Source organism: Pseudomonas sp. P4_C4 (assembly GCF_056402055.1).
Genome location: NZ_JBFUID010000001.1, coordinates 272,444 through 294,336, shown reverse-complemented (window position 1 = coordinate 294,336; position 21,893 = coordinate 272,444). Strand labels below are relative to the sequence as shown.

The 21,893-nt window shown below is 59.7% G+C and carries 24 protein-coding genes; 8 read left to right on the top strand and 16 right to left on the bottom strand.

What is annotated here, in order from left to right:
• The first annotated feature begins 53 nt into the window (after positions 1–53).
• From AC1DXW_RS01380 to AC1DXW_RS01365, 4 genes are all read left to right on the top strand, one after another.
• Positions 54–659 carry an LPS-assembly lipoprotein LptE gene (locus tag AC1DXW_RS01380; protein ID WP_477753828.1) on the top strand — a complete coding sequence of 202 codons (606 nt, stop codon included), beginning with the start codon at positions 54–56 and terminating at the stop codon, positions 657–659.
• 39 nt (positions 660–698) lie between these two features.
• Complete coding sequence (gene holA / locus AC1DXW_RS01375) at positions 699–1,736, top strand: DNA polymerase III subunit delta (RefSeq protein ID WP_477753829.1); 1,038 nt, start codon at positions 699–701, stop codon at positions 1,734–1,736.
• A 183-nt stretch (positions 1,737–1,919) separates the two neighbouring features.
• Positions 1,920–2,084, top strand: coding sequence for an alternative ribosome rescue factor ArfA (gene arfA, locus AC1DXW_RS01370; protein ID WP_025108699.1), 165 nt, complete (start codon positions 1,920–1,922; stop codon positions 2,082–2,084).
• Between the two features lie 62 nt (positions 2,085–2,146).
• Positions 2,147–3,469: a lytic murein transglycosylase gene (locus AC1DXW_RS01365; RefSeq protein ID WP_477753830.1), complete on the top strand. Its 1,323-nt coding sequence runs from the start codon at positions 2,147–2,149 to the stop codon at positions 3,467–3,469.
• A 95-nt stretch (positions 3,470–3,564) separates the two neighbouring features.
• On the opposite strand, the gene AC1DXW_RS01360 is transcribed toward AC1DXW_RS01365, so the two are convergent.
• From AC1DXW_RS01360 to AC1DXW_RS01300, 13 genes are all read right to left on the bottom strand, one after another.
• The gene (locus AC1DXW_RS01360) at positions 3,565–4,512 is read right to left on the bottom strand and encodes a S66 peptidase family protein (protein ID WP_477753831.1); all 948 of its coding nucleotides are present in this window, start codon (positions 4,510–4,512) and stop codon (positions 3,565–3,567) included.
• A gap of 174 nt (positions 4,513–4,686) precedes the next feature.
• The gene (gene lipA, locus AC1DXW_RS01355; protein WP_162276382.1) at positions 4,687–5,685 is read right to left on the bottom strand and encodes a lipoyl synthase; all 999 of its coding nucleotides are present in this window, start codon (positions 5,683–5,685) and stop codon (positions 4,687–4,689) included.
• 25 nt (positions 5,686–5,710) lie between these two features.
• Positions 5,711–6,358 (bottom strand): lipoyl(octanoyl) transferase LipB, encoded by a 648-nt coding sequence (lipB, locus tag AC1DXW_RS01350; protein ID WP_477753832.1) that lies wholly within the window; start codon positions 6,356–6,358, stop codon positions 5,711–5,713.
• A complete protein-coding gene (locus AC1DXW_RS01345) occupies positions 6,358–6,633 on the bottom strand; it encodes a DUF493 domain-containing protein (RefSeq protein WP_007990615.1) in 276 nt (91 codons plus the stop codon). The genes lipB and AC1DXW_RS01345 overlap by 1 nt, the downstream gene beginning before the upstream one ends.
• Positions 6,634–6,720: 87 nt before the next feature.
• Positions 6,721–7,878: a D-alanyl-D-alanine carboxypeptidase family protein gene (locus tag AC1DXW_RS01340; protein ID WP_477753833.1), complete on the bottom strand. Its 1,158-nt coding sequence runs from the start codon at positions 7,876–7,878 to the stop codon at positions 6,721–6,723.
• A 183-nt stretch (positions 7,879–8,061) separates the two neighbouring features.
• The gene (locus AC1DXW_RS01335) at positions 8,062–9,069 is read right to left on the bottom strand and encodes a septal ring lytic transglycosylase RlpA family protein (RefSeq protein WP_477754630.1); all 1,008 of its coding nucleotides are present in this window, start codon (positions 9,067–9,069) and stop codon (positions 8,062–8,064) included.
• Positions 9,069–10,079, bottom strand: coding sequence for a lytic murein transglycosylase B (mltB, locus tag AC1DXW_RS01330; RefSeq protein WP_477754629.1), 1,011 nt, complete (start codon positions 10,077–10,079; stop codon positions 9,069–9,071). The genes AC1DXW_RS01335 and mltB overlap by 1 nt, the downstream gene beginning before the upstream one ends.
• Before the next feature lie 17 nt (positions 10,080–10,096).
• Positions 10,097–11,200 (bottom strand): rod shape-determining protein RodA, encoded by a 1,104-nt coding sequence (gene rodA / locus AC1DXW_RS01325; protein WP_477759730.1) that lies wholly within the window; start codon positions 11,198–11,200, stop codon positions 10,097–10,099.
• A gap of 31 nt (positions 11,201–11,231) precedes the next feature.
• Entirely contained in the window at positions 11,232–13,127 is a 1,896-nt protein-coding gene (mrdA, locus tag AC1DXW_RS01320; RefSeq protein WP_477754628.1) for a penicillin-binding protein 2, read from the bottom strand.
• A gap of 10 nt (positions 13,128–13,137) precedes the next feature.
• Positions 13,138–13,605 carry a 23S rRNA (pseudouridine(1915)-N(3))-methyltransferase RlmH gene (rlmH, locus tag AC1DXW_RS01315; RefSeq protein ID WP_003185785.1) on the bottom strand — a complete coding sequence of 156 codons (468 nt, stop codon included), beginning with the start codon at positions 13,603–13,605 and terminating at the stop codon, positions 13,138–13,140.
• A 9-nt stretch (positions 13,606–13,614) separates the two neighbouring features.
• Positions 13,615–14,109, bottom strand: a complete 495-nt coding sequence (rsfS, locus tag AC1DXW_RS01310) for a ribosome silencing factor (protein WP_008022922.1) — start codon at positions 14,107–14,109, stop codon at positions 13,615–13,617.
• Between the two features lie 73 nt (positions 14,110–14,182).
• Entirely contained in the window at positions 14,183–14,872 is a 690-nt protein-coding gene (gene nadD / locus AC1DXW_RS01305; protein WP_477754627.1) for a nicotinate-nucleotide adenylyltransferase, read from the bottom strand.
• Between the two features lies 1 nt (position 14,873).
• The gene (locus tag AC1DXW_RS01300; protein ID WP_477754626.1) at positions 14,874–16,145 is read right to left on the bottom strand and encodes a glutamate-5-semialdehyde dehydrogenase; all 1,272 of its coding nucleotides are present in this window, start codon (positions 16,143–16,145) and stop codon (positions 14,874–14,876) included.
• 189 nt (positions 16,146–16,334) lie between these two features.
• On the opposite strand from AC1DXW_RS01300, the gene AC1DXW_RS01295 reads away from it, so the two are divergent.
• The 4 genes from AC1DXW_RS01295 (at position 16,335) to AC1DXW_RS01280 (ending at position 19,730) form a co-directional block, all read left to right on the top strand.
• On the top strand, positions 16,335–17,030 hold the full coding sequence (locus AC1DXW_RS01295; RefSeq protein ID WP_477754625.1) for a DNA-3-methyladenine glycosylase: 696 nt from the start codon (positions 16,335–16,337) through the stop codon (positions 17,028–17,030).
• Positions 17,031–17,149: 119 nt separating this feature from the next.
• Positions 17,150–18,466: a bifunctional DedA family/phosphatase PAP2 family protein gene (locus AC1DXW_RS01290; protein ID WP_477759719.1), complete on the top strand. Its 1,317-nt coding sequence runs from the start codon at positions 17,150–17,152 to the stop codon at positions 18,464–18,466.
• A 769-nt stretch (positions 18,467–19,235) separates the two neighbouring features.
• Positions 19,236–19,439: a cold-shock protein gene (locus AC1DXW_RS01285; protein WP_477754623.1), complete on the top strand. Its 204-nt coding sequence runs from the start codon at positions 19,236–19,238 to the stop codon at positions 19,437–19,439.
• 81 nt (positions 19,440–19,520) lie between these two features.
• A complete protein-coding gene (locus tag AC1DXW_RS01280) occupies positions 19,521–19,730 on the top strand; it encodes a hypothetical protein (protein ID WP_477754622.1) in 210 nt (69 codons plus the stop codon).
• A gap of 293 nt (positions 19,731–20,023) precedes the next feature.
• Here the strand turns inward: AC1DXW_RS01280 and AC1DXW_RS01275 are convergent, their stop codons facing one another.
• The 3 genes from AC1DXW_RS01275 to AC1DXW_RS01265 are packed head-to-tail and all read right to left on the bottom strand — an operon-like array spanning position 20,024 to position 21,701.
• Positions 20,024–20,614, bottom strand: coding sequence for an LON peptidase substrate-binding domain-containing protein (locus AC1DXW_RS01275; protein WP_223460883.1), 591 nt, complete (start codon positions 20,612–20,614; stop codon positions 20,024–20,026).
• Positions 20,615–20,625: 11 nt separating this feature from the next.
• The gene (locus AC1DXW_RS01270; RefSeq protein ID WP_477754621.1) at positions 20,626–21,342 is read right to left on the bottom strand and encodes an LrgB family protein; all 717 of its coding nucleotides are present in this window, start codon (positions 21,340–21,342) and stop codon (positions 20,626–20,628) included.
• Positions 21,339–21,701 carry a CidA/LrgA family protein gene (locus AC1DXW_RS01265; RefSeq protein ID WP_223453604.1) on the bottom strand — a complete coding sequence of 121 codons (363 nt, stop codon included), beginning with the start codon at positions 21,699–21,701 and terminating at the stop codon, positions 21,339–21,341. The genes AC1DXW_RS01270 and AC1DXW_RS01265 overlap by 4 nt, the downstream gene beginning before the upstream one ends.
• Positions 21,702–21,893 lie beyond the last annotated feature (192 nt).

Sequence of the window (21,893 nt, the reverse complement as noted above, 5' to 3'; positions counted from 1 at the left end):
AAAACCTTTCGGGCCGCTTGATCGGCCCACATGGTTTCAAGGGGAGCAACAAGATGATCAAACGCAATCTGCTGGTGATGGGCCTCGCGGTTCTGTTGAGCGCCTGCGGTTTCCAGCTGCGCGGCACCGGCACCGACGAACTGGCGATCAAGGAACTCGACCTGAGCGCCCGTAACGCCTACGGTCCAACCGTGACCCAGTTGCGTCAGGTACTGGAAGGCAACGGCGTCAAGGTCTATAACGGCGCACCTTACAAACTGGTGCTGACCAATGAGCAGGAAAGCCAACGCATCCTCAGCTACGCAGGTGCCGGTCGTGCTGGCGAGTACCAGGTGACCACCGTATTGAACTACGACATCCGTGGTCGCGGTGACCTGCCACTGATGAGCGACAAGCTTGAAGTGCAGAAAATCTACCTGCACGACGGCAACAACCTGATGGGTTCCGACCAGGAAGCCGCAACGGCCCGGACAGAAGCTCGCCGCGAGCTGGTTCAACGCATGATGCTGCGCCTGCAACAACTGAGCCCAGGTCAACTGGATCAGCTGCAACAGACTGCCGAAGCCAAGGCCAAGGCTGATGCCGCGGCACTGGAAGCGGCAAAGAAGGCTGAAGCGGATACCCCGCGCCAGTCGCCTGTCGAACTGCCGCGGCAGTAAGACTTACGGGGCGTTCAGGCGCCCCGTTCGCCCTCTCTTATGAAGCTCGCCCCCGCCCAACTCGCCAAACACCTGCAAGGTGCCCTTGCGCCGGTCTACATCATCAGCGGCGATGACCCGTTGTTGTGCCAGGAGGCGGCCGACGCTGTTCGCACTGCCGCCCGTCAGCAGGGATTCGATGAACGCCAGGTGTTTGCCGCCGACGCCAGTTTCGACTGGGGGACGCTGCTGCAAGCCGGTGCCAGCATGTCGCTGTTCGCCGAAAAGCGCCTGCTGGAACTGCGCTTGCCTTCCGGCAAACCCGGCGACAAAGGTGCCGCCGCGCTGATCGAGTACTGCTCGCGCCCGGCTGACGACACCATACTGCTGATCAGCCTGCCGAAACTCGATGGTAGTGCGCAGAAAACCAAGTGGGGCAAAGCGCTGGTCGAAGGACAACAGACCCAGTTCGTGCAGATCTGGCCAGTCGATGTCGCCCAGTTGCCAAGCTGGATCCGCCAACGTTTGTCCCAGGCCGGGCTTTCCGCCAGCCAGGACGCCGTTGAGCTGATCGCCGCGCGGGTCGAGGGCAACTTGCTGGCCGCCGCCCAGGAAATCGAAAAGCTCAAACTGATGGCCGAAGGAGGTCAGATCACCGTTGAAACCGTACAGGCGGCGGTGGCCGACAGTGCGCGCTTCGACGTCTTTGGGCTGACCGATGCGGTGCTCAATGGTGAAGCAGTCCATGCGTTGCGCATGCTCGAAGGATTGCGCGGCGAAGGCGTCGAGCCGCCGGTGATTCTCTGGGCCCTGGCCCGGGAGTTGCGCCTGCTGGCCAATATTTCCCTGCAATACAGTCAGGGCACGCCGCTGGACAAGGCCTTCAGCCAGGCTAAGCCACCGGTCTGGGACAAACGTAAACCGTTGATGAGCAAAGCCCTGCAACGCTACTCGGCGCAACGCTGGGCGCAACTTTTGCTCGAAGCACAGCGTATCGACGCACAGATCAAGGGCCAGGCTGCGGGTTCGCCGTGGATGAGCCTGAGTCGGTTGACGTTGTTGATGGCCGGGCAAAAACTGGCGTTGCCTGCCGAATAAGATCAAGAGATCGCAGCCTTCGGCAGCTCCTACATGAGATTGCGTATACCTGTAGGAGCTGCCGAAGGCTGCGATCTCTTGATCTTTTTCCTACAAAACTCAAATCCATTTGCCCTATAGACAGCCCCCCAACTTCGGTCGATGATTTGCCCCGCAAAATCCACTCACTTGCGAGAAATCATCATGAGCAAAAAGCCATCGAAGCATGGCCCCAACAAAGCCAAATCCATCATCGCCCAGCCATTGTTCCGCAGCCGCCAGGAACGCCCCACCAAGGGCAAAGGCAGTTACCGCCGCGAAGCCTTCCAGTCTGACAGCTGGGAGGCTTCTTGCTTTCTGGCGGCCTGAAAGGCAAGCATCCGCTCAACATGTTAAGGTTTGCACCTGATCCGTATTCCCTGGACCCGTGCATGCCCTTTTGTCTTTCCCGTCGTTGGCACTTGCGCCAATTGATTGCTGCCTCCAGCCTCGTTTTGCTAGTCGCCTGCGCGGAAAAACCTACCGCCGCCGACGCCCAGCCGCTTCAGACCCTCCCTGTCGCCACCGCCCCGGCGGTTGTTCCGCCTGTGGTTCCGAACGGTGAAAACCTCGACATCCAACCCACCCAGACCTTCGCCGAGTGGCAGGCGGGTTTCCGCAAGGATGCCTTGGCCGCCGGTATCCGCGCCGATCTGTTTGATCGCGCTTTCGCCGATGTCAGCTTCGACCCCAGTGTGATTCGTGCCGATCGCAGCCAACCGGAATTCGCAAAACCGGTGTGGGAATACCTCGACGGCGCCTTGTCGCCGCTGCGGGTACGCAAAGGCCAGTCGCTGGTCAACCAGTACGCCGACATCCTGCAAAGCATCGAGCAGCGTTACGGCGTTGATCGTCAGGCGTTGGTGGCCGTGTGGGGCATGGAAAGCAACTTTGGCCAGTTCCAGGGCAGCAAGTCGGTGATCAACTCGCTGGCGACCCTGGCCTACGAAGGCCGTCGTCCCGGTTTCGCCCACGCACAATTGATTGCCGCCCTGCAAATCCTGCAACAAGGCGATATCGAACCCGAGAAGATGCTCGGATCCTGGGCCGGCGCCATGGGCCAGACCCAGTTCATTCCGACCACCTACAACACCCATGCCGTCGACTTCGATGGAGATGGGCGCCGCGATATCTGGGGCAGTTCGGCCGATGCCCTGGCCTCGACCGCGCATTACCTGCAAAGCTCAGGCTGGCAGAGAGGCCAGCCGTGGGGCTTCGAGGTGCAGTTGCCAGGCGGGTTCAACTACGTGCTGGCCGACGGCACGACTCGCAAGAGCGTCGCCGAATGGCGGCAACTGGGGATTACGCTGCCCAATGGTGGCCAGGTCCCGGCCGGCTCCGAGCAACTGTCCGCCGCCCTGCTGCTGCCGGCCGGTTACCGTGGACCGGCGTTCCTGGTGCTCGATAACTTCCGGGCGATCCTCAAGTACAACAACTCGTCGTCCTACGCCTTGGGGGTGAGCCTGTTGTCCGAACGCTTCAATGGCGCGGGACTGATCAGCGGCACGTGGCCAAAGGATGACCTGCCACTGAGCCGTACCGAGCGGATCGAGCTGCAAAACTTGCTGAGCACACAAAACTACGATGCCGGCACCGCCGACGGGATCATTGGTGCCAACACGCGCAAGGCGATCCGCAGCGCCCAACAGTCGTTTGGCTGGCCGGCGGACGGGTATCCGACGCACAAATTGCTGGAAGGCTTGCGTAACCGCTAAAAGCAAAAGATCGCAGCCTGCGGCAGCTCCTACGGGTGTACACAAAACCCCGTAGGAGCTGCCGCAGGCTGCGATCTTTTCAAGATATTCGCGACTTATCTGATTACCACATCCTGCTCCAACACCAACTCCTTGTTCCCCGCATCCAGCCGCACCAACGCCCCCATGGGCAGCGTCAGGTTCGGGTCACAATGCCCACTTCGCCACCCGGACAACACCGGAATATTCAATGGCTCGAAGGTCTGCTTGAGCAGCCTGTCCAGCGCTGCCAACTCAACCCCCGCCACATCCCCTACCAACACGCCGCGCAGTTTGTGCAACGTGCCAGCCAGCCGCAGATGGGTCAGCAACCGATCGATGCGATACAGCGGCTCGTTGATGTCCTCGATCAACAGAATGACGCCCTCGGCGTCTATCTCGTAAGGCGTGCCCATGGTCGCGGCGATCATGGCCAGATTGCCACCGAGCAAGCGCCCATGAGCCACGCCAGGCTCGATCGTGGTCAGCGGATAAGCCACCGGATGAGCCAGCACCGTTCCCGCCCTCACCTGCCCTCGCAGCATGTTGAAGAAGGAAGACTCCGTAGGTTTTTGCTTGCCACCCAGCAGGTCGGCATTGAGCATCGGACCATGAAAGGTCACGAAGCCGGCATAGCGACTGATCGCCAAATGCAGAGCGGTGATGTCGCTGTAGCCGATGAACGGCTTGGCGTTGTCACGCAGCAAATCAAAATCAATGCGGTCGAGGAGCCGCGGCGTGCCGTAACCGCCGCGCAGGCAGATGATGGCATCCACCTCGCTGTCGGCGAATGCTGCATGCAGGTCGCCAAGTCGTACCTCGTCGCTCCCGGCCAGGTAGCCGTTTTTTTCGTAGACCCCGGGAAACACTTTCAGTGAATAACCCCGGGCACGCATCCATTGCACCGCCTTGTCGGTGTCCAGCGGCGCGGGACCGGCGGGTGCGATAACGCCGATCATGCCTTCCGACGGCAGTGCCGGGACCGGAGCATGAGGGCAAAGGGTGTGGGTCGGTCGAGCGGTCATCCGTGAATCTCCCTGCGTGAAATCTTCAGCACACAGTAGTCAGGAACGGGGACAAACAGAAGAGGAACCGTTGCCCCGCAGGTTGCAGGAAAAAACAGCCATTGCCGTAGGCCAGGCAAAAAAACGCCCGCGAGGCTGAACACCGTGCGGGCGCTTTTCATTTCATTGCGTCGATCAGGACGACATCAGCTCGGCCTTGACCAGCTTGGCCTGCTCGTCAGCGTGATACGAAGAGCGTACCAACGGACCGGACGCCACGTTCTTGAAGCCCATCTTGTAGCCTTCCTCGGCGAACCAGGCGAAGGTGTCCGGGTGCACGAAGCGCTGCACCGGCAAGTGGCTGCGGGACGGTTGCAGGTACTGGCCGAGGGTCAGCATGTCGATGTCGTGTTCGCGCATGCGCTTCATGACTTCGATGACTTCTTCGTCGGTCTCGCCCAGGCCCAGCATCAAACCGGACTTGGTCGGAATATGCGGCATCATCTGCTTGAAACGTTGCAGCAGGGTCAGCGACCACTGGTAGTCCGAGCCCGGACGCGCAGCCTTGTACAGGCGCGGCACGGTTTCCAGGTTGTGGTTGAACACATCCGGCGGCTCGGCAGCAGTGATTTCCAGCGCGATGTCCATGCGGCCACGGTAATCCGGGACCAGGGTTTCGAGCTGCACATTCGGCGACAGCTTGCGGATTTCGCGGATGCAGTCGGCAAAGTGCTGGGCACCGCCGTCACGCAGATCATCACGGTCCACCGAGGTGATTACCACGTACTTGAGTTTCAGGTCGGCGATGGCGATGGCCAGGCTTTCCGGCTCGTTGACGTCCAGCGGCTTCGGACGGCCGTGGCCGACGTCGCAGAACGGGCAACGACGGGTGCAGATGTCACCCATGATCATGAAAGTCGCGGTGCCGCCGGAGAAGCACTCGCCCAGGTTCGGGCAGGAAGCCTCTTCGCACACGCTGTGCAGCTTGTGTTTGCGCAGCAGGGCCTTGATGCGGTCGACTTCCGGTGAAACCGGGATGCGGACACGAATCCAGTCCGGTTTTTTCGGCAATTCCGTAGTCGGAATGATCTTCACCGGGATGCGTGCAACCTTTTCGGCGCCGCGCAGCTTGACGCCGGCTTCTACCTTGGGACGCGGGGCCGGGCGCTCGGTGACATCGAGCGTCGGGATCATGGTTTGCACTGCATCAGTAGTCATATCAGTCGATTCCGCCCGTCAGGGTCGTCTGCTCAGCATAGTCGAGGTGTTTGACGAGCTGCGCGCGCAGCCGGGCACTTACCTCGGCAAATTCAATCGATCCTGCGTGATCGCTAAGCTGGGTCATCGCCAGCCCGGCATAGCCGCAGGGATTAATCCGTCGAAACGGTTCCAGGTTCATGTCCACGTTCAGGGCCAGGCCATGAAAGGAGCAGCCATGGCGGATCCGCAGACCCAGCGAGGCGATTTTCGCCCCGTCGACGTAGACACCCGGTGCATCGGGTTTGGCCACGGCGGTGACGCCGTAACTGGCCAGCAGCTCGATCAGGCACTGCTCCATCCGGGTGACCAGATCGCGCACACCAAACCCGAGCTTGCGCACGTCCAGCAGCAGATAAGCCACCAACTGGCCAGGCCCGTGGTAAGTCACCTGACCACCACGATCGACCTGCACCACCGGAATATCACCGGGGAGCAGCAAATGCTCGGCCTTGCCCGCCTGGCCCTGGGTGAACACCGGTGGATGCTCTACCAGCCAGATCTCGTCGGCGGCATCGCTGCCGCGTTCGTTGGTGAAGCGTTGCATGGCATGCCAGACCGGCTCGTAAGCCATCTGGCCGAGCTCGCGAAAGCCCAGCACACCGGACATCACAGCACCATGTGCACGAAACCGGTGGCCCGCAGTTCGCTGTTGATGTTGTACAGCTGGTCCTGGTCGGTCGCGACGATGTGCAACTGGATGGTGGTGTATTTGCCGTTGCTGCTCTGGCGCTCGTCAACACGCTCATCGTTGATCTTGGCGTGTTTCTCGACGATCTTGATGATCTTGTCCTTGTTGCCCACACCGGTATCGCTGATTACCTTAACGGGATAGTCAGTGACCGGGAATTCGATCTTTGGCGCCTTTACTTCGGTATCGGTCATGGCGTAACGGCCTCGTAAGCGTAAGCCGTGGCGACGGGCATGGCTGCGCGCCAGTTCAGCGCGGAGCCATGCAGGTGCACACTAAATTCAGTTGAACAAGCCGTAGAAGAATAGACGGATGCTATCCCACATGCGGCGGAAGATACCACCTTCCTCGACAGCGTCCAGAGCGATCAGATCAGCGCTGTGCACCACCTTGTCGTCCAGCTTCACTTCGACTTTACCGATCACGTCGCCCTTGGCGATTGGCGCGACCAGCTGCGGGTTCATTGTCATGCTGGCAGCGAGCTTTTTCAGCTGGCCTTTCGGCAGGGTCATGGTCAGGTCTTCAGCCAGGCCGGCCTTGACTTGATTGGTGGAGCCTTTCCAGACAGGTGCCTGGGCCAGTTCGGCGCCCTTCTGATAGAAGGTCTGGGTTTCGAAAAAGCGGAAACCGTAGGTCAGCAGCTTCTGGGTTTCGGCGGCACGGGCCACTTCGCTGTTGGTGCCGAACACCACGGCGATCAGACGCATGCCATCACGTACGGCCGAAGACACCATGCAGTAGCCGGCTTCGTCGGTGTGGCCGGTTTTGAGGCCGTCGACGGTCTTGTCGCGCCACAGCAGCAGGTTACGGTTCGGTTGCTTGATGCCATTCCAGAAGAACTCTTTCTGCGAGTAGATCGCGTAGTGAGCCGGGTCTTCGTGGATGATCGCGCGGGCCAGCACAGCCATGTCGTGAGCCGACGAGTAGTGCTCAGGGTTCGGCAGGCCGGTCGGGTTCATGAAGTGGGTGTTGGTCATGCCCAGGTCGGCAACAGTCTTGTTCATCAGGTCGGCGAAGGCGTCTTCGCTGCCGGCGATGTGCTCGGAGAGCGCGACGCTGGCGTCGTTGCCCGACTGGATGATGATGCCGTGCAGCAGGTCGCTGACGGTGACCTGCGAGCCGACCTTGATGAACATCCTCGAACCACCGGTACGCCAGGCGTTTTCGCTGACGGTCACCGGATCGTTTTCGCCGATCTGGCCACGACGGATTTCCAGGGTCGCGATGTACGCAGTCATCAGCTTGGTCAGGCTGGCCGGCGGCAGACGCTGGTCACCGTTGTTCTCGACCAGCACGTTGCCGCTGCTGGCATCCATCAGAACGTAGGCTTTGGCAGCCAGTTGTGGTGGCGACGGCATCATCTCGGCCGCGAAGGCGGCTGGCGAGAGGAGCAGCGGGACTAGCAGACACAGGCGTTTGGCAAAGGTGGTGATGTTCATCCGTCTCTCGAAATCGCTAATGGAAACTGCCCGAAGGCAAAATTAAATCAGATGACTTTCTAACGAGTCATCGCGTGTTCAGTTGCTCACTCCAGTCACCCTTGCCGGGCTTTTGTTCTTCGACGAGCCAACAACCTGATTCACCCCCCAATCGCTGGTGAATCGTCAATCAAGTCCTACGTATTACTCGGTGACCACACTTGGCGAACCAAGGTTGGCCAGGCGCACGCTGTTCTGTACCTGGGCAATCTCACCCGGCGAACCGATCGGCCCCAGGCGAACCCTGTGCAGGGTCTGCTGATTGCGCACGATCGAGCTGATGAACACCGGAGCGCTCACCATCCCGCTGAGCTTCGATCTCAGGAGTTCTGCAGCGTCCGGGTTGGCGAACGCGCCCACCTGCAGATACTGGCCAGAGGCTGGTACAGAAGCGTTTTTTTTAGCATCGAGCTGCACAGGCACCGCTGCGGCGGCGTGTTGCTGCGGCGGCGGTGTCCATTGCTCGACGGTGCCGGCCGAAGCCGTGATCACCGGGGCGCTATTCTGCGCGACTTGCGGTTCGTTGAGCATCAAAGGCGCCGGACGGCCTTTGGCTGCCCACCACGTTTGCGGGTCGATGCCTTCGACCTTGACCCGCGCGGTGCCGGTTTCGGCATAACCGAGCTTTTTGGCCGCCGCGTAGGACAAGTCGATGATCCGGTCCGAATAGAATGGCCCGCGATCGTTGACCCGCAGAATCACGCTCTTGTTGTTGTCCAGGTTGGTCACCCGAACGTAACTCGGCAGTGGCAATGTCTTGTGCGCGGCACTCATGCCGTACAGGTCATACACTTCGCCGTTGGCGGTGTTCTGACCGTGGAACTTGGTGCCGTACCAGGACGCCGTACCCGACTGCACGTAGGTTTTGGACTCTTGCAGCGGAAAGTAAGTCTTGCCCAGCACAGTGTACGGGTTAGCCTTGTACGGGCCGGTGTGCAGGGTCGGCGTGGCGTCCGGGATGCGCGAAACATCGACATCCCACCATGGCGCGCCATCCTTGTGGGCGCGGTTGATGTCCAGCCCCGGCGTCGAGCGCACGGCGGTGGTGGACTTCTGGGCCGGCGCGCGGCTGGTCGAACAACTGGCGACCAACACGGCCAACGCGGCGAATGCCATCAGCTTCAGGGGTTTATCGATAGGCAATGCCCGCATTACTTGACGCCCCGTGCTTGGACCAGCTGTTCAGACAGTTGATGTACGGCCATGGCGTACATCACGCTGCGGTTATAACGCGTGATCGCGTAAAAATTCTTCAGGCCCATCCAGTACTCGGGGCCATTGTCGCCTTCCAGGCGGAAAGCGGTAACCGGCATATCATCGCGCAGCGCATCATGACTTGACCACCCCAGGGCTCGCAACTCCCCGACGGTTTTTGTCGGTTCGATTCCTGTGGTCAAACCCTCGTCGGCCTGATCGCCACGGACATCGGCGCGGCTGACTACCGGTTCGCCGGCGACCCAGCCATGACGCTTGAAGTAACTGGCGACACTGCCAATGGCATCGTCCGGGTTGGTCCAGATGTTGATATGGCCATCACCGTCGAAATCCACCGCATAGGCGCGGAAACTGCTCGGCATGAATTGCGGCAATCCCATTGCGCCGGCGTAGGAGCCTTTGAGCGTCAATGGATCGACCTGCTCTTCGCGGGCCAGCAGCAGGAACTCACGCAATTCCTTGCGGAAAAACTCGGCACGGGGAGGATAGTCGAAACCCAGGGTCGACAAGGCATCGATCACCCGGAAATTTCCGGTATTACGGCCGAAAAAGGTTTCAACGCCGATGATCGAGACTATCACCTGGGCCGGCACGCCGTATTCCTGCTCGGCACGGGCCAACACTGCTTCGTGCTGACGCCAGAAATCCACACCCCGGGCTATGCGCGCATCGGTGATGAACATCGGGCGATATTCGCTCCACTGTTTGACCCGTTCGGCGGGTTTCGAGATGGCGTCCAGAATCGACTGCTTGCGCTCGGCTTCGCGGAACACACCCATCAATTGTTCACCGGCGAAACCATAGTCGCGGGTCATTTCACCGACGAATTCGGCCACCTGGGGTGAGCCTTCGTAGTCGCCGGCCAACGCTTCCTGCACGGTGCCAAGGATGCTTACCAGGCCGACCCATGGCGCATACCGAGTCGCCCAGCCACGCATTACTTGCATTGAAAGTTTCACCTTATTCAAACCTGCGCGATCCACTTGCGATGGGTATGGATCGACATCAAAACCCCAAACGCTGACAGCAGCGTCACCAGCGAAGTTCCTCCGTAGCTAATGAACGGCAACGGCACCCCCACCACCGGCAACAGGCCACTGACCATACCGATGTTGACGAAAACATAAACAAAAAACGTCATGGTCAGGCTGCCCGCGAGCAACTTGCCGAACAATGTCTGCGCCTGGGCGGTAATCACCAGTCCGCGGCCGATCAACAGCAGGTAGATCAGCAACAGCGCGCAGATCCCCACCAGGCCGAATTCTTCACCCATTACTGCAATGATGAAGTCGGTGTGGCTTTCCGGCAGGAAGTCCAGGTGCGACTGGGTCCCCAGCAACCAGCCCTTGCCGAACACACCGCCGGAACCGATGGCGGCCTTGGACTGGATGATATTCCAGCCCGTACCGAGCGGGTCGCTCTCCGGGTCGAGGAACGTCAGAATTCGCTGCTTCTGATAGTCGTGCATGATGAAGAACCACATGGCAACCGCCACGGGCACGGCGGCGGCCAGTACGCTGAGGATCCAGCGCCAGCGCAAGCCACCCATGAACAACACGAAAGCGCCGCCGGCCAGGATCAGCAGCGAAGTGCCGAGGTCCGGTTGACGCACGATCAGAATGAACGGCACGCCGATCAGCATCAGGCTGACGCCCACATGCTTGAGCTGGGGCGGCAAGGTGCGTTTGGACAAGTACCAGGCGATCGTCGCCGGCATCAGGATTTTCATGAATTCCGAGGGCTGGAAACGGATCACCCCGGGAATGTTGATCCAGCGGGTGGCGCCCATGGCGTTGTGGCCCATGATGTCCACCACCAGCAACAGCATTACCCCGACCACGTAGCCCAGCGGCACCCAGCGCGCCATGAAGCGCGGTTCGAACTGGGCGATGATGACCATCGACACCAGGCCGATGCCGAACGAAGTGGCTTGCTTGCCCAGCAGATCCCAGCTTTTGCCACTGGCCGAATACAGCACGAACAGGCTGCCGGCGGCGAGAGTCAGCAGCAGGATCAACAATGGGCCGTCGATGTGCAGGCGTTGCAGCAGCGTCGCACGGCGACGCATCACATCCTCGCTGGAGAGCATGCGATCGAAGTTATTCATCACGGGCGGTAGCCTCTGCACTGATAGGGCTGGCGTATTCGGGCTTCAACCGACCGTCCTGGTCCAGGAGCCAGGCATCCATGACTTGACGCACCACTGGCGCGGCGACGCCGGAGCCGGACTCGCCGTTCTCGACCATCACCGACACCACGATTTTCGGGTCGTCGGCCGGCGCGAAGCCGACGAACAAGGCGTGGTCACGGTGACGCTCCTGGACCTTGGAGCGGTCGTACTTTTCACCCTGCTTGATCGCGACCACCTGGGCCGTACCCGACTTGCCGGCGATTCGGTATTGCGCGCCGATCGAGGCTTTGCGCGCCGTACCCCGGGCACCATGCATAACCTGCTGCATGCCGTGGTTGACCTTGGTCCAGTCCGATGGGTCGCGCAGGATAATGTCCGGCATCGGGTTAGGGTCCACCGGCTTCTCGCCTTCGATGGTCCTGGCCAGGTGCGGACGATTCCAGATGCCTTTATTGGCCACCAGTGCGGTGGCCTGAGCCAGTTGCAACGGAGTCGATTGCATGTAGCCCTGACCGATCCCCAGAATCAGCGTTTCACCCGGGAACCATGCCTGGCGGCGGGTCGCGCGCTTCCATTCGCGGGTCGGCATCAGACCCGGCGACTCTTCGAACATGTCCAGGGAAACCTTCTGACCGATGCCGAACTTGGACAGGTACGACGACAACCGATCGATTCCCAGCTTGTGGGCCAGGTCATAGAAGTAGGTGTCGTTGGAGCGCATGATCGCCGTATCGAGGTCGACAAAACCGTCGCCGGTACGGTTCCAGTTACGGTATTTGTGGTCGTAGTTGGGCAGCATGTAGTAACCGGGGTCGAACACTCGGGTCGAAGCGGTCACCACGCCGGAATCCAGGCCGGCAATCGCCACCGCCGGCTTGATGGTCGAGCCCGGCGGGTACAGGCCACGCAGCACGCGGTTGAACAACGGCCGGTCGATGGAATCGCGCAGCTCGGAATAGGCCCTGGAGCTGATGCCGGTGACGAACAGGTTCGGGTCGAAACTCGGCTGGCTGACCATCGCCAGCACTTCACCGGTTTTCGGGTCCAGCGCTACCACCGCACCACGACGACCACCGAGCGCAGCTTCGGCGGCTTCCTGCAATTTGATGTCCAGGCTCAGGACGATGTCCTTGCCGGGAATCGGATCGGTACGCTTGAGCACGCGCAATACGCGGCCCCGGGCGTTGGTCTCGACTTCCTCGTAACCCACCTGGCCGTGCAATTCAGGCTCGTAGAAACGCTCGATGCCGGTTTTGCCAATTTGATGGGTGCCGCTGTAACTCACCGGATCCAGGGTCTTCAGCTCTTTCTCGTTGATCCGCCCCATGTAGCCCACCGAGTGCGCAAAGTGCGCGCCCTGCGGGTAGTGACGAACCAATTGCGCGACCACTTCCACACCCGGCAGGCGGAACTGGTTCACGGCGATGCGCGCAATCTGCTCTTCGGTCAGTTCAAACAGGATCGGCACCGGCTCGAACGGCCGGCGGCCCTGACGCATGCGCTTCTCGAAGATCACCCGGTCCTCGGGCGTCAGTTCCAGCACTTCGACGATCACGTCGAGCACCTGCTGCCAGTCGCCGGAACGCTCGCGGGTCATGCTCAGGCTGAAACTCGGCCGGTTATCGGCAATCACCACGCCATTGCGGTCGAAAATCAAGCCACGGGGCGGCGGAATCGGCTGCACATGGACGCGGTTGTTTTCCGACAGGGTCGAGTGGTACTCGTACTGGATCACCTGCAGGAAATACAGGCGCGCGATCAGCACGCCAATCAGCGCCACCACTGCAATGGCCCCGAACACGACGCGGCCACGCACCAGACGGGCGTCTTTTTCGTGGTCCTTGATGCGGATCGGCTGGGACATGAGGGCAGAGCTACTTGTGGTAAGGGTGACCGGACAGCACGGTCCAGGCACGGTACAACTGTTCGCCGATCAGGATCCGCACCAGCGGGTGCGGCAAGGTCAGCGGCGACAACGACCAGCGCTGGTCAGCCCGGGCACAGACTTCCGGCGCCAGCCCTTCGGGGCCGCCGACCATGAAGTTGACCGTACGCGAGTCCAGCCGCCAGCGATCAAGCTCGACCGCCAGTTGCTCGGTACTCCAGGGCTTGCCGTGGACTTCGAGAGTGACAATCCGCTCGTTCGGCCCGACCTTGGCCAGCATGGCTTCGCCTTCCTGACGGATGAAGCGGGCCACGTCGGCGTTCTTGCCACGGGTATTGAGCGGTATTTCCACCAGTTCCAGCGCCAGCTCGGACGGAAGACGCTTGGCATATTCATGCCAGCCTTCTTCCACCCATTTGGGCATGCGTGAACCGACGGCGATCAGTCGCAGTCGCACAGCAGTCCCTTATTCCTGGTCTTTGTTGAGCTTGTTGAAGTGCTCGTGACCAACTTCAGGGCTGTGGTGTTTGCCATCGGCTGCACGGCTCTGCTCGGCCCCCTTCCACAGGCGCTCCAGGTCGTAGAACTGGCGTGCATTGGAAGTCATCATGTGGACGATCACGTCGTCCATGTCCAGCAGAACCCAGTCGCTGTCGCCCTTGCCTTCTTCACCCAGCGGCTTGATGCCCAGGGCTTTGACGGCCTCTCGGACCTTGTCCAGCATCGCGCCGATCTGGCGGTTGGACGTACCGGTGGCGATGATCATGTAGTCAGTGATGCTCTGCTTGTCGCGAACATCGATGACCAGCACGTCCTGGGCCTTGACGTCTTCCAGGGCGGCTACGGCGATCTTGACCAGTTCGTCGCCTTTAGGCGGCTCGGCAGCGAGTACCTTTTCCGGCAGCGGGGCACTCTTGAACGTGCCTTTGCGCTTAACTTTGTTTACGTCGTTGTTCGTCATATAAAACTCGTTTTGCTCGTATGTTCGGGCGCTTCAATACACGTTGTTGCTACGTGCCTTGAGGCACTCCTATTCAGTTCGACGCACGGTAGAGTCCGTGCGCATCGATGTAGGCCAGGACCGCGTCGGGCACCAGGAAACGTACCGACTTACCGCTGGCCAGCAGTTGACGGATCTGGGTGGCGGATACCGCGAGCGGTGTCTGCCAGACGAATGCAATCTGTCCGCTCGGCCCCTTGAGGGCCAGCGGGTCGCTCACCGAGCGCGCGGCCAGCAGGTTGCGCAAGGCATCCGGCGGTTCGCTGTCGGCATCCGGGCGTTGCAACACCAGGATATGGCAATGCTGGAGCAACTCTTCCCAGCGGTGCCAAGTGGGCAGGCCGCAAAAAGCGTCCCAGCCCAAAAGCAGAAAAACCTGGTCTTCTGCGGCCAGTTCGGCGCGCATCAGCTCCAGGGTATCAATGGTGTAGGACGGTTTGTCCCGCTGCAATTCGCGGGCGTCCACCACCAACGGCGCCACACCGGCCACCGCGCACTCGACCATCGCCAGCCGGTCTTTGGCTGACACCTGCGGCGTATTCCGATGGGGTGGCCTGGCACTCGGTGTCAGTCGCAGTTCATCGAGCGCCAGTGTTTCGGCGACTTCCAGCGCACTGCGCAAATGGCCGATGTGCACCGGGTCGAACGTTCCGCCCAGCACGCCAATGCGGCAAGGGACTGGCTCGCTGACGGTGGCCGGGGCTGGCGGGTCTAAGTCGCCCAAGTCAGGCCGGCTCCTGTCCGCGCAACTGCCCGTCGCCGACCACGATGTACTTCTCGCAGGTCAACCCTTCGAGGCCCACCGGGCCGCGGGCGTGCAGCTTATCAGTAGAAATGCCGATCTCGGCACCCAATCCGTATTCGAAGCCATCGGCGAAGCATGTCGGGGTATTGATCATCACCGACGAGGAGTCGACTTCAGCCACGAAACGCCGGGTGTCGCCCTGGTGTTCGCTGACAATCGAATCGGTGTGATGGGAACCGTAATGATTGATGTGCTCGATGGCCTGGCCCAGTCCGTCGACTACGCGGATCGACAGAATCGCCGCCAGGTACTCGGTGCTCCAGTCTTCTTCGGTAGCGACCACGGCATCGATGATTGCCCGGGTACGCTCGCAACCGCGCAGTTCGACGCCTTTTTCGCGGAACTGTGCCGCCATCGCCGGCAGGAAATCCTTGGCAACGGTGTGATCCACCAGCAGCGTTTCCATGGCACCACAGATGCCATAACGGTACGTCTTGGCGTTGAACGCGATGCGCTGGGCCTTGGCCAGATCGGCGTGTTCACTCACGTAAACGTGGCAGATGCCGTCCAGGTGCTTGATCACCGGTACGCGGGCATCACGGCTGACGCGTTCGATCAGACCACGGCCGCCGCGCGGCACGATGACATCGACGTATTCAGGCATGGTGATCAGCGCGCCGACGGCAGCGCGATCCGTGGTTTCGACCACTTGCACCACTGCGGCCGGCAGGCCGGCCTCGGCCAGGCCGCGCTGAATGCAGGCGGCGATGGCTCGATTGGAATGAATGGCCTCGGAACCGCCACGCAGGATGGTCGCGTTACCGGACTTCAGGCACAGGCTGGCGGCATCGATGGTCACGTTTGGCCGCGACTCGTAGATGATTCCGATCACGCCCAGTGGCACGCGCATCTTGCCGACCTGAATACCGGACGGGCGGTAGCTCATGTCACGGATCGCGCCGACCGGGTCCGGCAGCGCCGCAACCTGACGCAGGCCGACGATCATGCCGTCGATGCGCTCCGGGGTCAGCGCCAGACGTTCCAGCAGAGCCGGCTCAAGACCATTGGCGCGGCCGGCGGCCAAATCCAGCTCATTGGCCGCCGTCAGCTCGGCTCGGGCAGCGTCCAGCGCATTGGCGGCAGCCTGCAGGGCGCGGTTTTTCTGCGCGGTGCTGGCGCGGCCGATCACGCGGGAAGCTTCGCGGGCAGCGCAACCCAGGCGGGTCATGTAGTCAAGAACGGACTCAGTCATGGTCTGGCGTGGTCTTTGATAAGGTCTTGGTAAAGAGTAAAGCGGCAGATTATAGCTGTCGCGTCCCGGGACTAACAGCGGTGACGGGCGGATGGTCGAAATGGAGGGCAATTTGTTGACGTTCAGCCGGGATTAAGCTGCAAATTGTTATCATCACGACTCAATCAGCCCTGATAAACGTCGTTCATCATGTCCAACCTGACTGTTCGAGCATCCGCTGCAAGCCTGCCCACGGGCCTGCCGGACGCGTTTTTCGACCGCGACGCGCAAATTCTGGCTCGGGATTTACTGGGTAAAGTCATACGCCATCGGGTCGGCGACCTGTGGCTCAGCGCCCGAATCATCGAGACCGAAGCCTATTACCGCGCGGAAAAAGGCAGCCACGCGTCCCTCGGCTACACAGAAAAGCGTAAGGCTTTGTTTCTGGATGGTGGCCACATCTATATGTATTACGCCCGGGGCGGCGATTCCCTTAATTTCAGCGCCCAAGGGCCCGGTAACGCCGTGCTGATCAAGTCCGCCTACCCGTGGGTCGATGAATTGAGCGGGCCGGCCAGCCTGGCACAGATGCTATTGAACAATCCCGACGCCCAGGGCCACCCTCGCCCGTCACAACAACTCTGCGCCGGGCAAACCCTGCTCTGCAAGGCACTGGGCCTGAAAGTGCCGGTGTGGGACGCCAAACGCTTTGACCATGAAGTGCTGCTGGTGGAGCACGTCGGCCAGACGCCCGCCCACATCATCCAGACTACACGCCTGGGCATCCCCCACGGGCGCGATGAGCACCTGATGTACCGCTTTGTCGATGCGGCTTATGCGCCGTACTGCACGCGAAATCCGCTGCGACGGGGGCAGACCGAAGGGCGCGATTACATCCTGCTATGAACACAATCCTGTAGGAGCTGCCGCAGGCGGCGATCTATTGATCTTGATCTTTGAAAGGCAAAAGATCGCAGCCTGCGGCAGCTCCTACAGGGGCAACCAATGAAAACGGAGTTGGATTTATGGGCCAATGGCTCGATAGCGTGACCGGTTGGTTGACGGTCAACCCGCAATGGCTGGCGGCGGCAATATTTCTGGTGGCTTTTGTGGAATGCCTGGCGATTGCCGGGCTGATCGTCCCCGGCACGGTTTTACTGTTCACCGTTGCGGTGTTGGCCGGCAGCGGTGCGTTGCCGTTGAGTGAAACCTTGCTGCTGGGCTTCCTCGCCGGCGTGTTGGGTGACGTGGTTTCGTATTTCCTCGGACGGCATTTTCATCAGAACATCCGGCGCCTGCCCGGCTTGCGCCATCACCCGGAATGGATTGCCGGGGCCGAGACCTATTTTCAGCGCTATGGCATCGCCAGCCTGCTGGTCGGGCGTTTTATCGGGCCGTTGCGGCCGATGCTGCCCATGGTCGCCGGCATGTGCGACATGCCCTTCCCACGCTTCATCGCCGTCAGCCTGCTGGCCGGTGCGGGGTGGTCGGTGGCTTATTTGCTGCCTGGCTGGGCCACCGGTGCGGCGATTCGCTTGCCGTTGCCTGAAGGTTTCTGGCCTCAGACAGGAATCGTTGCCGGCAGCATTGCCGTGATGGTCGGGCTGAGCGCCACCAGTAGCTTGCGCCAGCATCGCAGGGCTACAGGGTTAATCGCCGGCATGAGTTTTCTCATTCTGGCAGGGCTGTTCATCGGCTATCCGTACCTGAACGCCCTCGATCAAGGGCTGATGACCCTGGTGCAGGAACATCGCAGCCCGATGCTCGATGAGGTCGCGGTGGTCTTCACGCTGATTGGCGAATTCCGCAACATGCTGCTGTTCAGTGCTTTGCTGGCAGGACTGCTGCTAATTACCCGACAGTGGCGGCAGGCGATCTTCGCCATCAGCACATTATTGTTCACGGCACTGGCCAACACCGCGACCAAACTTTTTTTCGCCCGCCTACGGCCGGAAGTGCTGAGCGACCCTCTGTCCAGCTACAGCATGCCCAGCGGCCATGCATCGGGCTCGTTCGCACTGTTCCTGACCCTCGCGGTTCTGGCTGGCCGCGGACAGCCACCACGCATGCGCCTGACCTGGTTACTGGTGGCCTGTTTGCCGGCGATGGCGATTGCCCTTTCCCGAGTGTACCTCGGCGCGCACTGGCCAACGGATGTAATGGCCGGCACGATGTTGGCAGCGTGCGTCTGCGCGGCCAGCCTGTACCTGGTCCAGCGAAGGGAGCCGCTCAAGGCACTGTCACCCAAGGTCTGGTGGCTGATACTGCCGGCGATGATGGCGTTGTTCGCGCTCTTCGTATTGCGCCACTTGCCACATACAATGTTGCGTTATGCCTATTAGTTGGCTGGGAACCCAGTAGCAAAAAACCGCTTCACCATTAAGAGTGAAGCGGTTTTTTTATCAGACCCCCATTAAAGCTGGGCAATGGCAAGTCAGAACGCTCACGCACGCGATACTGAAAGACAGCAGTATCGGCATTCTTTATTACCCAACCCACAACGAACGCCCTGCGCCATTAAAACTTCCAACCAACAACTCCTTATATCGCTTTCATGCCTACTCCTGCAGGCACGCAAAATATAGCCATTTAACTTAAAACAAACATATTAGAGATCTTTCAATTTATTTAAAACGATACCAGCATTACAAATATAAACTAACACACAAGCCAGCCAACTTATCACAACTACCACCAGCCTTATTCTGACTCTTGCAAGAGGCGCTATTGTTGTGATTGGTGGCAGCCGGCGGTATCGGCTCGAACATCCGGCCGGGTCGTTATAAGTGGTGCAAATAACGTAGGCGCCCTGATCAGGTAAACATTTTGTGTCTTTGAAAAAAGCTAAAACATTCAGTCGCATTCAGTCGCATTCAGTCGCATTCAGTCGCATTCAGTCGCAGTTTTGCAGTAGTGCATTCATTGCGGCGCTGGGCTGTTTGTATTAGTTTTTTGAACATCGCATCACGTTCCGTGATGTGAGATCTGAAAATCATCCTGAGCTCCTCAAACGTTGCTCCCACCAAGGGTGTTTCTCTGTCGTCAGTCAACAAGGTCCATATGCGAAATGGTGTGACTTTGTTTCATGTTAATTAGTAAGCGGAAAATAAAATGAAAGCAGGAACAGTCAAGTGGTTCAATGATGAGAAGGGTTTTGGGTTTATCACACCTGATGATGGTAGCGCGGACCTCTTTGTTCACTTCAAAGCAATAAAGGCCGAGGGCTTTAAAAGCCTTAAAGAGGGACAAAAAGTGACCTTCAAGCCCGTTCCCGGACCAAAAGGAATGCAGGCAGAAGACGTAAGTCTTATATAGACACAACCTGTTAATAATAACTGATTTTCGGGCAAGCCCTGCGCCGTTTTTTGTGGGAGCTGGCTTGCCTTTGGAGGAGACATGAAAGAATGGAGTCAAAATAATTCTGCTGACATTAATACCCCCTCGGAGGAGTTCAATGAGCAGAATGTCTTTTTTTCCCTCGACCCAGCTGAACTCGAAGCTCTAAAAATCAAGGCTGGCCAAATGGTGAGCTACGATTTATGCCGGGGGGATAATGGTCGGTACTACGCAATCAATCTTGAAGTCGTTGATGAAGAAGAAAGTTAGCAGAGGTGCGCATGCCGTGGCCTTGTTACTGTAGTTCCTGGATGCAGGATGGTCGCACCATTTTTGATAACCCCGAGGGAAGACAGGGAAGGCAGAGTATCGGAATTTTGCCATTGACCCCAAACTGGTTTAATGGCAAAAAACCTTGATTTCGCATCCCACAGATGCCGTAAAATGAAAAAGCCAAACAACACCACCAGAAACCAGGTCGGGCGCATACGTGGTGGTTGTCCGCTGCCGCTAGCCCCATAGTAATTATGGTAATTTACCGCATTGAGTTCTGAAGAATGCTTTCAGGCAAACAACTCGCCCTGCAATTCATCCAGCAACGCCTGAATCGCATCCAGTCGTTGCTGCGGATCATCGAGTTGCAGCAGGTCGATTTTGTCCAGTTCAGCGAAGGGCAACAGGTACGCCAACTGATTGGCCAGTGACTGTTGCCCGGTCGCTTCAGTGCCCATGTTCAAGGCTTCAACCATCGGGTGTTCCGCCAGGGCCTTGAGCAATGCCACCAGGTCGGCGTCCTCGTCCTGCAGTGGCTGCTCCGGTTCGTCTTCCAGCCACTCGACCTCGGCGACGGTCAACTGATCGCGCTGGATCTCCGATCGTAATACATGGAAACGCCGTCCGCCTCGAACCCGAATCCCCAACAGGCCGTTGTCCTGTTGATTGAAATCGGTGATCAGCGCTTCGCAACCCACCAGCGCGTAGCCGGCCGGGGCGATCCCGACCTCTTCACCCTCGAGGATGCACACCACGCCGAAACCACCGCCCTGTTTCATGCAGCGGCCGATCATGTCCAGGTAACGCGCCTCGAAAATCTGCAAGTCGAGGATGCAACCGGGAAACAGCACTGTGTTCAGTGGGAAAAGCGGCAGACTCATAGACATTTCCTTTACACCACCATCGACACCGCCAACGGCAGCAACACCGCCGTGGCCACACCCATCAGACTCATCGCCAGCGCCGCGAAGGCGCCACACTCTTCACTTTCCTGCATCGCCACCGCCGTGCCGACAGCGTGGGCCGTCATGCCCAGCGCCATCCCCCTGGCTTCCGGGCTGTGCACGCCGAGCCGGCTCAACAGGGCCGGGCCGAAAATCGCCCCGATCACACCAGTAATCAAGACGAACACCGCTGCCAGCGCCGCGACACCACCGATCTGCTCAGCCACCAACATGGCAATCGGCGAAGTTACCGACTTCGGCGCCATGGTCATCAGGATCATGTGCTCGGCACCGAACCACCAGCCCAGCAGCACGCCCATGCCCGTGGCCACGACACCACCTATCACCAGCGTAGTAAATATCGGCCAGAACAACTGCCGAATCCGTCGCAGGTTGAGGTAAAGCGGCACCGCCAGCGCGACAGTGGCCGGGCCGAGCAGGATACTCAGGATCTCGGTGCTCTTGCGGTACTCGGCGTAGGTCAGACCGCAGCCCACCAGCACGCCGATCACCAGTAACATGGAGACCAGCACCGGTTGCAAAAAGATCCAGCGGGTTTTCTCGAATGCCGCCAGGACGAGCTGATAGGCGCCAAGGGTAATGCCTATGCCGAACAATGGATGGTGAATCACCGACGTCCAGGCGCCGTGCCAGTCGAAGATCATTGGCTGTCCTCGGAGTGAGCGTGACGCTTGACCATGCGCTGCATCAGCACCCCGGCGAAGGCCATCGAAAGCAGCAGCGACAACACCAGCGCACCGACAATGGCCCAGAAATCTGCCGCAATGTCAGCGGCATAGACCATCACGCCCACGGCTGGCGGCACCAGCAACAGCGGCAGGTAGCGCAACAGGCTGCTGGCCGCCAGGTTCAGTGGCTCGCCGACCTGTCCGCGACAGATGAGGTACACCAACAACAGTAGCAACCCCACAATCGGCCCCGGCAGCACGGGCAAAAACAAATGATTGATCGCCGTGCCGAGCAATTGGAACAGCACCAGCCACGTCAGACCTCGTAGCAACATTGTTGATCCCCCGCAAAATCCGTCACCCGCATTGGCCGGGCATTATAAGCATGCCCGCGCTATAGACCGGCATTCGCCAAAAGCATGTTCGGTTGACCGGAGCGTTTGGCCATGTTGATCTAAAGTGGTAAGCCGGGAGGTTAAATCCCCGCAAGCCAAATCTATAAAACCGATGAACCCAAGGAGAGTCTC

Excerpts from the sequence above, each read along its gene's own strand:
- arfA (WP_025108699.1), top strand. The coding sequence starts at position 1,920 with ATGAGCAAAAAGCCATCGAAGCATGGCCCCAACAAAGCCAAATCCATC.
- lipB (WP_477753832.1), bottom strand. The coding sequence starts at position 6,358 with ATGTCCGGTGTGCTGGGCTTTCGCGAGCTCGGCCAGATGGCTTACGAG.
- mrdA (WP_477754628.1), bottom strand. The coding sequence starts at position 13,127 with ATGTCCCAGCCGATCCGCATCAAGGACCACGAAAAAGACGCCCGTCTG.
- AC1DXW_RS01340 (WP_477753833.1), bottom strand. The coding sequence starts at position 7,878 with ATGAACATCACCACCTTTGCCAAACGCCTGTGTCTGCTAGTCCCGCTG.
- AC1DXW_RS01285 (WP_477754623.1), top strand. The coding sequence starts at position 19,236 with ATGAAAGCAGGAACAGTCAAGTGGTTCAATGATGAGAAGGGTTTTGGG.
- mltB (WP_477754629.1), bottom strand. The coding sequence starts at position 10,079 with ATGCAAGTAATGCGTGGCTGGGCGACTCGGTATGCGCCATGGGTCGGC.
- lipA (WP_162276382.1), bottom strand. The coding sequence starts at position 5,685 with ATGATCCCGACGCTCGATGTCACCGAGCGCCCGGCCCCGCGTCCCAAG.
- rodA (WP_477759730.1), bottom strand. The coding sequence starts at position 11,200 with ATGCGTCGCCGTGCGACGCTGCTGCAACGCCTGCACATCGACGGCCCA.
- rsfS (WP_008022922.1), bottom strand. The coding sequence starts at position 14,109 with ATGACGAACAACGACGTAAACAAAGTTAAGCGCAAAGGCACGTTCAAG.
- AC1DXW_RS01295 (WP_477754625.1), top strand. The coding sequence starts at position 16,335 with ATGTCCAACCTGACTGTTCGAGCATCCGCTGCAAGCCTGCCCACGGGC.
- AC1DXW_RS01290 (WP_477759719.1), top strand. The coding sequence starts at position 17,150 with ATGGGCCAATGGCTCGATAGCGTGACCGGTTGGTTGACGGTCAACCCG.
- AC1DXW_RS01270 (WP_477754621.1), bottom strand. The coding sequence starts at position 21,342 with ATGATCTTCGACTGGCACGGCGCCTGGACGTCGGTGATTCACCATCCA.
- AC1DXW_RS01280 (WP_477754622.1), top strand. The coding sequence starts at position 19,521 with ATGAAAGAATGGAGTCAAAATAATTCTGCTGACATTAATACCCCCTCG.
- holA (WP_477753829.1), top strand. The coding sequence starts at position 699 with ATGAAGCTCGCCCCCGCCCAACTCGCCAAACACCTGCAAGGTGCCCTT.
- AC1DXW_RS01300 (WP_477754626.1), bottom strand. The coding sequence starts at position 16,145 with ATGACTGAGTCCGTTCTTGACTACATGACCCGCCTGGGTTGCGCTGCC.
- AC1DXW_RS01345 (WP_007990615.1), bottom strand. The coding sequence starts at position 6,633 with ATGACCGATACCGAAGTAAAGGCGCCAAAGATCGAATTCCCGGTCACT.
- AC1DXW_RS01380 (WP_477753828.1), top strand. The coding sequence starts at position 54 with ATGATCAAACGCAATCTGCTGGTGATGGGCCTCGCGGTTCTGTTGAGC.
- AC1DXW_RS01360 (WP_477753831.1), bottom strand. The coding sequence starts at position 4,512 with ATGACCGCTCGACCGACCCACACCCTTTGCCCTCATGCTCCGGTCCCG.
- AC1DXW_RS01265 (WP_223453604.1), bottom strand. The coding sequence starts at position 21,701 with ATGTTGCTACGAGGTCTGACGTGGCTGGTGCTGTTCCAATTGCTCGGC.
- AC1DXW_RS01365 (WP_477753830.1), top strand. The coding sequence starts at position 2,147 with ATGCCCTTTTGTCTTTCCCGTCGTTGGCACTTGCGCCAATTGATTGCT.
- AC1DXW_RS01335 (WP_477754630.1), bottom strand. The coding sequence starts at position 9,069 with ATGCGGGCATTGCCTATCGATAAACCCCTGAAGCTGATGGCATTCGCC.
- AC1DXW_RS01275 (WP_223460883.1), bottom strand. The coding sequence starts at position 20,614 with ATGAGTCTGCCGCTTTTCCCACTGAACACAGTGCTGTTTCCCGGTTGC.